10 protein-coding genes are annotated in these 13,202 nt (G+C 51.0%); all 10 read left to right on the forward strand.

Features of this window, described 5'->3' with window-relative positions; translation table 11 throughout:
• The first annotated feature begins 20 nt into the window (after window positions 1–20).
• The 10 genes from cysK to AC0YN3_RS08270 all read left to right on the forward strand — a co-directional run bounded on the left by cysK (window position 21) and on the right by AC0YN3_RS08270 (window position 13,202).
• Window positions 21–965 carry a cysteine synthase A gene (cysK, locus tag AC0YN3_RS08225; protein ID WP_475774622.1) on the forward strand — a complete coding sequence of 315 codons (945 nt, stop codon included), beginning with the start codon at window positions 21–23 and terminating at the stop codon, window positions 963–965.
• 208 nt (window positions 966–1,173) lie between these two features.
• A complete protein-coding gene (locus tag AC0YN3_RS08230; protein WP_475774623.1) occupies window positions 1,174–2,121 on the forward strand; it encodes an AEC family transporter in 948 nt (315 codons plus the stop codon).
• 143 nt (window positions 2,122–2,264) lie between these two features.
• On the forward strand, window positions 2,265–2,957 hold the full coding sequence (locus AC0YN3_RS08235; RefSeq protein ID WP_475774624.1) for an ABC transporter ATP-binding protein: 693 nt from the start codon (window positions 2,265–2,267) through the stop codon (window positions 2,955–2,957).
• The gene (locus tag AC0YN3_RS08240) at window positions 2,932–3,966 is read left to right on the forward strand and encodes an efflux RND transporter periplasmic adaptor subunit (RefSeq protein ID WP_475774625.1); all 1,035 of its coding nucleotides are present in this window, start codon (window positions 2,932–2,934) and stop codon (window positions 3,964–3,966) included. Before AC0YN3_RS08235 ends, AC0YN3_RS08240 begins: the two co-directional genes overlap by 26 nt.
• 57 nt (window positions 3,967–4,023) lie before the next feature.
• Window positions 4,024–6,903, forward strand: a complete 2,880-nt coding sequence (locus tag AC0YN3_RS08245; protein ID WP_475774626.1) for an ABC transporter permease — start codon at window positions 4,024–4,026, stop codon at window positions 6,901–6,903.
• A 3-nt stretch (window positions 6,904–6,906) separates the two neighbouring features.
• The gene (locus AC0YN3_RS08250; RefSeq protein ID WP_183559442.1) at window positions 6,907–7,791 is read left to right on the forward strand and encodes an ABC transporter ATP-binding protein; all 885 of its coding nucleotides are present in this window, start codon (window positions 6,907–6,909) and stop codon (window positions 7,789–7,791) included.
• Between the two features lie 180 nt (window positions 7,792–7,971).
• On the forward strand, window positions 7,972–9,087 hold the full coding sequence (locus AC0YN3_RS08255; RefSeq protein ID WP_475774627.1) for an NADH:flavin oxidoreductase: 1,116 nt from the start codon (window positions 7,972–7,974) through the stop codon (window positions 9,085–9,087).
• Between the two features lie 178 nt (window positions 9,088–9,265).
• A complete protein-coding gene (locus AC0YN3_RS08260) occupies window positions 9,266–10,027 on the forward strand; it encodes an SDR family NAD(P)-dependent oxidoreductase (RefSeq protein WP_475774628.1) in 762 nt (253 codons plus the stop codon).
• A 17-nt stretch (window positions 10,028–10,044) separates the two neighbouring features.
• On the forward strand, window positions 10,045–11,916 hold the full coding sequence (locus AC0YN3_RS08265; protein ID WP_475774629.1) for a sensor histidine kinase: 1,872 nt from the start codon (window positions 10,045–10,047) through the stop codon (window positions 11,914–11,916).
• Window positions 11,913–13,202 carry an ABC transporter substrate-binding protein gene (locus AC0YN3_RS08270; protein WP_475774630.1) on the forward strand — a complete coding sequence of 430 codons (1,290 nt, stop codon included), beginning with the start codon at window positions 11,913–11,915 and terminating at the stop codon, window positions 13,200–13,202. Before AC0YN3_RS08265 ends, AC0YN3_RS08270 begins: the two co-directional genes overlap by 4 nt.

Consider the following 13,202-nt stretch of genomic DNA (forward strand, 5'->3'; position numbering starts at 1 on the left):
ATAGCAGGAGGTAGATCGTTATGAGTCTAGTGGTGAGCAACATTACCGATCTGATAGGAAGTACGCCGCTTGTACGCCTGAATAAGGTCGTGCCGGAGGGCAGCGCGGAAATTTATTTGAAGCTGGAGTTTTTCAATCCTGGCAGCAGCGTAAAGGACCGGATTGCAATAAGCATCATTGAAGAGGCGGAGCGGGAAGGCAAGCTGAAGCCAGGCGATACGATCATTGAAGCAACCAGCGGCAATACGGGCATCGGTATTGCGCTTGTCGCGGCGGCGAGAGGGTATAAGGCGATTCTTGTCATGCCGGAAACGATGAGCCTCGAGCGCCGCAACCTGCTGCGGGCATACGGTGCCGAGCTGGTGCTGACGCCAGGTCCGGAAGGAATGAAAGGCGCCATTCGGACAGCCAAGGAGCTTCAGGAGAAGCACCCGGAATATTTTCCTGCTTTGCAATTCGATAACCCCGCTAACGTAAAGATTCACCGCGAAACAACGGGGCCCGAGATCGTAAGAGCGGTTGAATCGCTGGATGGCAAGCTGGACGGCTTCGTAGCAGGCGTGGGCACGGGCGGCACCATTACGGGAGCAGGCGAAATATTGCGCGAGCGCTTCCCCGGCATCCATATCGCGGCAGTGGAGCCTACTTCTTCGCCCGTACTCTCGGGAGGGCAGCCTGGGCTTCACAAAATTCAAGGTATCGGAGCAGGTTTCGTGCCATCGATTTTGGATACGCGTGTTTATGACGAAATTATCCAGGTGACCAATGAGGATGCGTTCGAAACGGCAAGAAGAGTGGCCAAGGAGGAAGGTATCCTAGGCGGAATCTCATCAGGAGCTGCGGTATTCGCCGCGATCCAATTAGCCAAGAAGCTAGGCACAGGCAAACGCGTCGTTGCGGTCATTCCGAGCAACGGGGAGCGCTATCTCTCTACTGTGCTATACCAACAGGAGCAGCAGCTCTAGTGAAAGCGAAAAACGAACAGCCTCCCGGGAGATGATACCGCGAGCTGTTCGTTTTTGCTTTTGCTGCTTCTCCAAAGCAAGCATGCCATGCGAAAGAGATCAATGCGCGCTTGCTTAATGAATCCATAACCTATTAAAATGGGTGAAGCGATAGTAGGAGGCGTTCTCCTATGTTCTCACTATATAATAGAAAGAAGCAGATGCAGCGATGAGTATTTTCCTTCATATCCTCATGACTAACGTACTGCCGATGGTCATTATGATCGGTCTCGGCATTCTTATTCAAAGGGCGTTCAAGCTTGATATCAAAACGTTGTCGAAGCTCAACTTTTATTTGTTTTCACCGGCCATCATGTTCGATTTGCTTTATAAAACCGATATTTCGGCTTCCGTAATCGGCAAGATTTTATTTTTCTTCGTGTTGTTCATGGTTACCCAATATATAATCGTCGAGGTCGTTATTCGCATCAGAGGCTACGGTCCCAGCATGAAGAGCGCGATGCGCAACAGCGTCCTATTCTATAACAGCGCGAATTACGGCATTCCCCTCAATCAGCTTGCTTTTGCAGGAAATGAGAAGACGCTCGCCATTCAGGTATTGATTATGATGGTGCAATCGCTCGTGCCTAATACATACGGTATTTATAACGTCAATGCGCATAAGGCTGATATGCGCGCCATCTGGCGGACGATATTGTCGATGCCGATCATCTATGTCATACCGATTGCCTTTCTGTTAAGAGGCTTTGAGGTTTCGATCCCGCAGCCGCTCGCTACCCCGCTTGAGTACTTGTCCTCTGCCTTTATTGGAACGGCGCTCATTACGCTCGGCGTTCAGCTTGGAAACATGGAGTGGAAGATTAAGCGCTCGCTGCTTATAGACGTTAGCTTATCGGGTATGCTGCGGCTTGTCGCAGGACCGCTGCTCGCCTGGCTGATTGTGTGGCTGATGGGTTACGCAATGCCGATCGATAGGCTGACAGCCGCCGCGCTGATCGTTTCCTCGGCCGTTCCGACCTCGCTAAGCAGCGTCCTGCTCGCTGTCGAGTTCGATAACGAGGCGGAGTTTGCCTCGCAATCGGTGTTCGTTTCTACCATCTTGAGCATTATTACCGTAACAGCTGTAATCTTCTTCTTGCAGCTGGAAATAGGATAGAGGAGAAAGCCTATTAGATTAGCTGATCTGATAGGCTTATTTTCCGCTTGTACATCAACTGGAGCAAGGTTAAAATGGAAAAAGACATACGTGTAAGCGGTTTATATGGAAATGGTTGAATGGAAATGGAGGTTTGCTTTAACATGCTGCCAACGACGCATGATATGATTCATGCAAGCGCTTTAAAAAGGACGTTTGGCCGGGGAAGCGGCGCAGTCACTGTTTTAAAGGGAGTAGACCTGTCCATTCCCTCTGGGAAGCTGATCGCGTTTAAAGGAAGGTCTGGTTCCGGGAAAACGACGTTAATCAATCTGCTCAGCGCGCTAGACCGGCCGACCGAGGGGAAAATCACGTTTGCCGGACGCGATCTGACAGCCATGTCGAATCAGGAGAGAGACCAAGTACGCCGAATGGAAATGGGGCTTATTTTCCAATCCTTCGCGCTTATCCCTCTTATGTCCGCCTATGAGAATGTGGAATTCATATTGCGCGTTTCCGGCATGCCGGCGAGCGGCCGCAAAGAGGCAGCCATTCAAGCCTTGGAGCAGGTCGGATTGAAAGGTCGCATGCATCATCGGCCATTCGAGCTCTCAGGCGGAGAGCAGCAAAGAACCGCCATCGCAAGAGCGATTGCCCATAAGCCGAAGCTGCTGCTTGCGGATGAGCCGACTGCCGAGCTAGATACCCGCACAGGCTTGCAAATTATGAAAGTATTTCGCGATTTGGTAGAAACGGCTGGCATGACCATCATTATGACGACGCATGATCCCGCTATTATGGAAATCGTTGACCATGTTTATGAATTGGAGGATGGACAAATTGCCGCAAAAGCTTAAGCCGCTGCTCGGCTGGTCATTCGCGCTGCTCCTTGGCGCTTCACTTACAGGCTGCTCGCTGCTTCCCGCGGAGGAGGAGGCGCTCAAGCCCCCGCTCGTCAAGCCCGCGCAAGAGAATTATCGAACGGTAACGGTAGAGAAGGGAACGATAACGCAAGAGATTAAAGGCAGCGGAAGCCTTGAATCAACGAAAACGGAAATCGCACAGTTTACGGGCCAAGGCGGACGGATCGCGAAGATGCTAGTAGCTTCCGGGGCGAAGGTGAAAAAAGGCGATGTGCTCGTTCAACTGAACGTGGACGGACTGGATATTCAATTAAAGGAGCAGCAGTTGTCGGTAGCGCGGGCAAAGCTGGCGCTGAAGCAAGCGAAGTCTGGCGCTGACGACGATGCGATCCAAATTGGAAAGCTTCAGATGGAGATTGAGGATTTAAAGCTGGCCAGGCTGATGGAAACCTTCAACAGCAAACAGCTGGTGGCGGGAATGGACGGGCAGGTAACCTTTGTCGAGGATTTGGAGGAAGGCGATTTCGTAGAAGCCTATCAGACTCTCGTCATTATCTCGGATCCTTCGAAGCTCCGCGTTGCGCTTAGGGTCGAGTCAGGTTCGGAAATTAGCGGTGTAGACGTTGGCTATCCGGCTTTCGTTTCCTTTGGCTCGCAGGAGGTGCAAGGGAAGGTTGTGCAGACGCCTTCTTCGGCACCGTCCACTTTAAATGAGCAGTTGAAGGAGCGATATTCCAAAACATTGTTTATCGAAGTGGCTAAATTGCCAAGCGATGCAGCAATCGGCGCGTTTACCGATGTCAAAATCATTTTGCAGCAGCGTGACGATATTTTGAAAATACCGCGCAGCGGCGTGCGCAGCTTCTTAGGCAGAACGTTCGTCAGAACGCTTGAGAATGGCAACAAAATCCGTGAAATCGACGTAGAGACGGGAATTAAAGGCTCGACCGAAATGGAAATAACAAAGGGCCTAGAGGAAGGCGCAATCGTCGTGCTTCAATAATGATAACGGATTTTGCCGATTGCTTATCTTCAGCCGTCAAGCTTGGGAGGTTGTGAAGTGGCTTTGTTTGTCATGATTATTCGTAAAATGATTCAAAACAAGTGGTTAGTGACAAGCTTGTTCATCGGCTTGGTTCTCTCCGTGGCGCTCGTCAGCAGCATGCCGATTTATTCGGAAGCCATTTTATCGCGGATGCTGGTGAAGGACCTGGAGACCATGCAGGCAAAAAGGAACGTCTATCCTGGCAGCCATTACAATAAATTGTTTTACACGAAAGAAACGCCGGAGAAAATGAATGCCATCTACTCGAAGGTGGATCGCTACATTCACGATCAGGCGCAAGCCAGCTTTCAAATTCCCGTACAGGAGCTTGTCGTTGATTTTCAATCAAAGACGATGAAGATCAGGCCTGAGAACGATCCTGAGCCCGATACCAAAAAATCGCTTAAAACGATGTCGCTTCGTTCATTCTCCGGACTGGAGGAGCATATTAAGCTCATTGACGGAAGAATGCCCGCGGAGCAGCAGCCTGTTGACGGTGTGTACGAGGTGCTCGTAACGGAGCGCGGATTGATTCAGTTCAAAACGGTGCTGGACTTGGCGTTTGCTGTCGACGACGATAAAATTGCCGGGGAAATAAAATTCAAGCCGGTCGGGGTGTTCCAAAAGGCGCTGGATGATGATCCCTATTTCAGGGATACGGACTTAAGCGAGCTAAGCGGCAGCTTCATCATTAGTGACAAGGTTGCGAAACAGCAGCTTATGCAGGAGGCTCGTCTGCCTATTGCGTCGGTCGGTTGGTTTTTCGTATTGGATTACTCGAAGATGGAGCTTAGGTTTGTTGATGATTTCGTCCAGACGACGAATAAAATCCGAAATGTGCTGCTGAACAATGTGTCCATGTATCAAACCGTGTCAGAAACGCCGGCACTGGATACGATCTCCAACTATTTGGAGCGAGCCGATCAGCTTCGTACGCTCATGTGGTCGCTTAACGTTCCGGTGCTGATCATGCTGGGCTTCTACATGTTCATGGTATCGAATCTGATTGCCGACAGGCAGAAGAATGAGATTGCGGTACTGCGGAGCAGAGGGGCGGCACGCTGGCAGGTCATTACCTCCTATGCGGTGGAAGGCCTCATTCTATGCGGCATCGCCTTCAGCATCGGGCCGCTGCTAGGGGTAGCCCTGACAGGTATGCTTGGCGCTTCGAACGGCTTCCTTGAATTCGTGCAGCGCGTCCGTCTGCCGATTAGGCTAACCGAGGAAGCCTACCGCTACGGTGCCATTTCATCGGCCGCATGCTTTGTCATCATGCTTATTCCGATTATAATGGCGACACGCGTCTCCATTGTCGGCCATAAGCAGCAGCTAGCACGTCTATTGAAGTCACCGCTATGGCACAAAATGTTTCTGGATGTCATAGCGCTTGCGCTTGCCATCTATGGTCTCTATACGTTCAAGAAAAGATTGGCTGACCTGCAAAGCTTGGGGCTTAACGCGGGCGATCTAAATATTGATCCGCTGCAGTTCGTCGTGCCGGCCTTGTTTATTATGGGTGCGGGCTTGCTGCTGCTCCGCCTGTATCCATGGGTACTGCGGCTGGTCTACTGGCTCGGCAAGAAGTGGTGGCCGCCATCCGTCTATGCGACACTGATACAGGTCGGAAGGTCCAGCACGCAATATCAATTCCTGATGATCTTTCTTATTATGACGATTGCGACAGGCGTATTCAGCGCTTCCGCGGCCCGAACGATCAACAATAATACGGAGGACCGCATTCGATACGGCAACGGGGCCGAGATCGTATTGACATCGCAGTGGATGAACGATGCCCCGCCGCCGGCAGGACCTGGACAGCCGCAGGCGGAGACGCCGGCCGTGCAAGCGCCGGTACATTATTTGGAGCCTGCATTCGAGCCTTTCCGTACGATTGAGGGAGTCGAGCAAGCGGCTAAAGTGTTCACAAAGGATACGACGTTCAGCGTGAACGAAAGCACGGGGGCAGCAACGCTCATTGGCATTGATACCGATGAATTCGGCGAAACGACTTGGTTCCGTGACAGCTTGCTGGATTATCCGATCAATGATTACTTGAATCTGCTTGCCGCAGACTCGCAGGCGGTTCTCATCTCCAAAACGCTTGCCGAGCAGAATAAGGTGAAGCCGGGAGATACGATCTGGGTCGGCTGGAGCGACGTTCCGCAGCAGCCGTTCAAAGTATACGGCATTATTGAATATTTCCCCACCTTTAATCCGAACCCGGCGATAGGGAGCGTGGACGTAAGCGACGAGTCCTCCAAGGGAAATGCGCCGATGCTGATCGTGGGGCACTTGCCCCGCATTCAGGTACAGCTGGCTTTGGAGCCGTACGATGTATGGATAAAGCTGAAGCCGGAGGCGACGACGGCTGCATTCTACGAATCGCTTAAGCAGTCCAAGCTTCCCGTTACGAACATCGTAAATACGAGAGAAGCGCTTGTGGCAGCCAAAAATGATCCGTTTCTTATGGCGCTTAACGGCATTCTTACTTTAGGATTCGTCCTATCGATTCTAGTAAGTTTTATTGGGTTTTTATTGTATTGGGTTTTGTCGCTGCGGGGTAGGACACTGCAGAACGGCATTTTGCGTGCCATTGGCTTATCGCTTAAGCAGCTCATCGGAATGCTTGCCGTTGAACAGCTCCTGACTTCGGGCGTTGCGGTTCTAATTGGCATTGCCGTCGGCAACATAGCAAGCCGGCTGTATGTACCCAACTTCCAGATTGCCTTCAACCCAAGCAGCCTTGTACCGCCGTTCAAAGTCATGTTCGATGCTTCCGATCTCATGCGGATTTATGTGCTTGTAGGTTTCATGCTTGTCGTTGGACTTGGCATACTCGCTTACATGCTGTCGCGTCTGCGCATTCATCAAGCGATTAAGCTAGGGGAGGATTGACGGATGATTCATTGCGAAGGGCTTGTCAAGATATATAAAACTGCCGATCTGGAAGTATTCGCTCTGCAAGGTCTCGATCTCCAAATTGAGAACGGCGAGCTGATGGCGATCATTGGCAATAGCGGAAGCGGCAAATCGACGCTGCTGAATATGCTGGGCGGCTTGGACCGTCCGACAGCCGGCAAGCTGACGGTTGACGGTCGGGATATGCTGAAGTTCAAGGAACGTGATTTCGTACGCTACAAGCGGGAGAGCGTTGGATTCGTATGGCAAAATAATGCTCGGAATCTGATTCCGTATTTGACGGCGCTTGAAAATGTCGAGCTTCCCATCCTGCTTACAGGCAGCCGCAAGCGGTGGCGCGCCAAGGAGCTGCTCGATGCCGTGGGTCTTAGCCACCGGGCATCCAATAAGCTGTATGAGCTGTCGGGAGGGGAGCAGCAGCGCGTTGCGATCGCGATTGCGCTCGCTAACCATCCCAAGCTGCTGCTGGCGGATGAGCCGACAGGTTCCGTCGATTCGCGAATGGCTAATCAAATTCTCGATTTGTTTCGCGAGCTGAACCGAACGATAGGCATTACGGTCGTGATCGTCACGCATGATCCGGAGCTTGCGAAGAAGGTGGACCGGGTAGCTGCAATTCGAGACGGCAAAATCTCGTCCGAGATGCTGAGGAAGCGTTCGTACGCCGAGGAGCTGGCTGCGCTGGAGGAAGAGAACGCGGAAGAAGGGACGCATGTGGAGTATGCCGTACTGGATAAAGCAGGCCGCTTGCAGGTGCCCGCGAATTATTTGGAATCGATTGGCGTAAAGAACTCGAATAAATTGCGGGTTGAGCTGGGGGACGGGAAAATCGTGCTGCTGCCTCCCGAGGAGAAAGCCGAATAAAGGTTAATAAAAGCTGTACAAGGTTAAAAATGACCTTGCTCCAGCTTTTTTTATGCCGTTTTCAGGTGGCGGATGCGATTGTTTTCATTAAAGGACTGGGAATAGACGGAAATACATGATATGATATACAGGCATATAACTGTAACTAAAAAGTATACCGAATATAAAGGAGGAGTCCATATGTCAAGTGCAAAAAGCGAAGCATCGGTTGAAGCGTTATTCAAGCCCTTTAAGTCTAAAAATCTAGAGGTGGCCAATCGCATTGTGATGGCGCCAATGACAAGAGGATTCTCTCCGAACGGCGTGCCGACAGAGGATGTCGCTGCTTATTATCGACGCAGAGCCGAAAACGGGGTTGGGCTTATCGTTACGGAAGGAACGCTGATTAATCACCCTGCTGCGGGAGGCAACCCCAATATTCCGAATTTCCATGGCGAGGCAGCGCTTCAGCACTGGGCCAATGTGGCGAAAGCCGTGCATGAGGGAGGCGGGAAGATCATTCCTCAGCTATGGCATATCGGGCTGACGCGCAAGATTGGAGATCTCCCCAATCCCGAGGCTTTGCCAATCGGCCCATCGGGTCTCAATTTGACTGGCGAGAAAATAACGGAGCCATTGACTGAGAATGAGATCGCTGACCTGATCTCTGCCTTTGCGCAGGCGGCATCCGATGCAGCTAGGATCGGATTTGACGGTATTGAGCTTCACGGGGCGCACGGCTATTTGATCGACCAGTTTTTCTGGGACAAAACCAATAAGCGAACGGATCGCTACGGCGGCGATCTGGCTTCACGCACCCGTTTCGCTGTAGAGATTATCGAAGCTTGCCGCAAAGCGGTAGGTCCGGATTTTCCAATCGTGCTGCGTTTCTCGCAGTGGAAGGCTGGCCAGTACGAGGCGAAATTAGCGGAGACGCCAGAGCAGCTTTCTTCGTTTTTGGCCCCGCTCGTTGATGCGGGCGTCGATGTGTTCCATAGCTCGACAAGGCGTTATTGGGAGCCGGAATTCGCGGGCTCAGAGCTGAATCTGGCAGGCTGGACGAAGCAGCTGACCGGTAAGCCGACCATTACGGTCGGCTCCATCGGTCTAGATAACGAGTTCCGAAGCAGCACGGGCGATTCCGCGCAGCCCGCTTCGCTTGCTGGCGTGCTCGAAAGACTGGAAAACGGAGAGTTCGATTTTGTGGCGGTGGGAAGAGCGCTGCTTGCGGACTATGAATGGGCGGCCAAGGTTCGTGACGGACGATCCGATGAGCTGAGAAATTACGATACGGCAGTTTTGAAAGCTTTGAACTAATACCGTTTGGGAGAAAGCGTGATGCTTCAGGGCATCGCGCTTTTTTCGTTTGTTCCTCCGCTTGACGGGCCGAATGGTTAATTTTTGAATACGCTTTATAAAATGTTGTTTTTTTGGTAGCATAATTATATGGAAATGATCTAACAAATCTCTCTCAATCAGAAGGGTGAATCGGACTATGCAAATCGATCTATCGAATAAAACAGCGTTAATTACAGGAGCTACCGGTGATTTGGGTCGCGTTATGGCCCGTACGCTTGCCGGCTGCGGCGCTAACATCGTACTTCATTACAATAATAACGAAGCGAAGGCCAGAGAGCTGATGCAGGAAATAACGGATATCGGCAGGCGCGCCATGATCGTTCAAGCGGACGTGACTGACGAGCAGCAAATGAACCAGATGAAGGCGGCGGTTGCGCAAGAGCTGGGTCACGTAGACATCGTAGTCGCGAACGCGGTCATTCAATACCAATGGACAAGCATTCTTGAGCAGCCGATCGCGGATTACGTCAGCCAATTCGAGTCCTGCGTGCTGCAAAGCGTCTTTTTGGCCAAGGCGTTCGTGCCTGCGATGATTGAACGGAAAGCGGGACGGGTCATAGGCATTAATACGGAATGCGCAATGCAGAACTTTCCGAACCAATCTGCTTATACGGCAGGCAAACGCGGAATGGACGGTCTTTACCGCGTACTCGCGAAGGAAGCGGGAGAGCATCAAATTACGGTGAACCAGGTTGCGCCGGGTTGGACGATCAGCGATCGCGACCGTGCAAGCGGAATAGACGAGAACAACCCCTATGCACAGAGCGTGCCGCTTAAACGAAGAGGAACCGACCAGGAAATTGCGAATACGGTTGCGTTTCTGGCATCCGATCTTGCGAGCTTTATTACAGGGGCATATATTCCGGTGAACGGCGGAAATGTCATGCCTGCCATCTAGATTAGGGGAGTACGAGGATGAGTCCAAAAAAACGATTGTGGCGCATATGGGCGGCTATTGGCGGCATGAGAATGGAACGGAAGCTGTTTATCGTTTTTCTGCTTCTGATTACGCTGCCGTTATCGTTTATCGGCTACATCTCCTATAGCAACTATTCACGCTCGATCGAAGAGAAAACGATCGTTTATTCGACCAAGATGCTTGAGAACATGATGGTTCGCGTCGACGATTATATCGAGGATATGGTACGCATATCCTCGATTCCCGCTTATCAAGACGATATTAAGCAAAATTTGATGCGTTCCAATGCGTATTACGAGCAGCGGCAGCAGGCGGCGGGCGATAACGGCAGCCAGCTGCCCGATGATTTTGACCAGCTGCTCGTTATTCAACGCGGAATTGAGGGAAATATCTCTTTTATCAATACGATAAAGCGCGGCGCCAATTCCGTTTATATATTTGACCATTTCGGAAATGGCTATTTTTCGACGGCCGGCGGCGGTATTCGGCTGAACGTGAAGGAAAGTTATGAGAACTGGCGCGAGAACGTGGAAAGCTCGGGAGGCGAAGCGCTGTTATTCAGCACGCAGAAATATACGAGCAACTTGCAAAGCACTAAATATGCGTTTACGGTCGTTCGCAAAGTCATCGACAAATCGTTGAAGACGCTCGGCCTAATTGCCGTGGATGCGAATATTAGCGTCATTGAGGATCAGATGAGCGAGCTTGACAAGGTAACGAATGGAGATTCTGTCATTATTGACGAAGCTGGCAATGTCGTGTATGACAGCGACAAGTCGCGGATGGCGACGAATATTGCGAATGATCCGACTGTCGCGCTCGCCAAGGGGACGAAGGGCAGCTTCTATTACGAACGAGACGGCGCGAAACGGTTATATATTTATACGACGTCGCCGAATACGAAATGGAAGGTTATGACGTCCATCGCGAACAGCGAGCTGACGAAGGACGCGGTCGTAATCCGGCGGGTGACGTGGATTGCTACGATAGTTACGATTATCGTGGCGCTCTTTATTTCGTTTATCTTCTCGTTCGCGCTCACGAATCCGCTTCGCAAAATGATGCGTTTGATGCGAAACGTACAAGAGGGCGATTTCAACGTGCAGTTTCAGGTGAAATACCGGGATGAGGTTGGGCAGCTGGGTACCCAGTTCAACCGCATGATTGTACGGATCGACCATCTTATCCAAGATATTTATGTCATTGAGAAGAAGAAGAAGGAAGCCGAGCTGCATGCGCTTCAGAGCCAGATTAATCCTCATTTCATGTATAACACGCTCGAATCGATCCGCATGGCTGCAGAGCTGAATGACGACCAAATCGCGGCAGACATGATCGCCATTCTAGGAAAGCTGCTGCGTTACAGCATTAGCGACCTGCACGAGGAGGTCACCTTAGAGAACGAGCTGCTGCATATGAGAAATTATGTGGAAATGCTTAATTACCGTTATCCGGGCCGCTTCCAGCTGGACATCCAGGTAGCCGAAGCTTTGCACCGTTATCCGATTATTAAGCTCGTGCTTCAGCCTATCGTCGAGAACGCCATCTATCATGGTATGGATGACAGCAAGCCTTTCATGCGGATTAATATTAGCAGCGAGCAAACCTCGCAAATCTTCTGGCTGCGTATCGAGGATGATGGCGTAGGCATGGATGAAGAGACTTTGGAACGGCTTAACCGTTCGCTCGCTGGAGCGGAAGAATCTGGCGTAAAGCGGAAGTCAGGCGGAATCGGCCTGAAAAATGTAAACGAGCGCATCAAGCTTCATTACGGGAATGCTTATGGGCTGAAGGTAACCAGTGAACGGGGAACGGGCACCGTGGTGATGTTACAGCTTCCAATCGAATTAGGGAGAGAAGCGGAATGAATAAATACAAGTCCATTGTCATGTTCGTTATTCTTGTATTGGGCTTATGCATAGCGGGCTGCGACAATGGTTTGCCGGGCGGCGGGGCGGAGAGCGAGCCTACGGACAATTCGGAGCAAACGGAGCGGGCTGCGACGTTGACTGTCTTGACCAATCGCGTTGATCTTGTGGAGAATGGCGTATTCCAAACGTATGCCGATCGATTCGCTGAGCTGCATCCCGGCGTAACGGTCAAATTCGAAGGCGTGCCTAATTATGCCAGCGATATTATGGTTCGTTTGTCTACACGCAATTTGGGAGACGTGCTGCTGCTGCCCAACAATATAAAAAACGAGAATCTGCCTGAGTATTTCGAGCCGCTCAATGACAGTCTTTTCGAAAATGTTCGTTTTGCCGATTTCAAAGCTTTCGGAGGGGCTCGTTATGGCATTGCGACGGGTGCGTCTACAACGGGCATCGTGTATAACAAAGAGGCTTTCGCAAAAGCTGGAATCAAGGATGTACCGACGACGCTCGACGAATTCTATGAAGCCTGCGAAAAGCTTAAGGCAGCAGGCATTGTTCCGGTTTATTTGAATTATGGCGCCCAGTGGCCGTTGATGACTTGGGGCGAGGATTTGGTCAGCTATATAACGGGAGATGCCAATTATTTGAATAATATGGTAAATGAAGACAGCCCGTGGCAAATCGACAATCCATGGGGACAAGCCATCTCAATCGCAAAAACGTTGATCGATCGGGATTACGTGGAGAAGCAGCTGCTCACCAATCAGTGGGAAATTTCCAAGACAGAGCTGGCAAGCGGTAGAGCAGGCATGTATTTGATGGGAAATTGGGTCATTAATCAAGTGATCGCCGCCGGCGCCAAGACGGAGGATATCGGTTTTTTTCCATTCCCGTACGATAATGGCGAGAAGAGGTACGCTCCTTTAAGTCCGGATTGGTTTGTAGGCGTAAGCAAGTTTAGCGAGAATAAACAGCTTGCAGAAGCGTGGGTAAAGTTTTTTGTCAATGATTCCGGTTATATCGATGATTCCGGATTCCTGCCTGTCAATGAAGCGAAAACACCGTCCTTGCCGCAGTTCCAGCAGTTTTTGTCCTTCAACAGCGAGTTTCTAGAGCGCCGCGTTCCCAATGACCTGCTGCTTGAAATCTCAAATACGGCACAAATCGCATTCTGGTCGGGTGATTTCATACAGGATTGGATAGCTGCTCCCGATTTGCAGGAAGTGTTCGACAAATATAACGAGCGGTGGAAAGCAGCACGAACCATTACCGAAAGCTAA

Source organism: Paenibacillus sp. J22R232 (genome assembly GCF_056269165.1).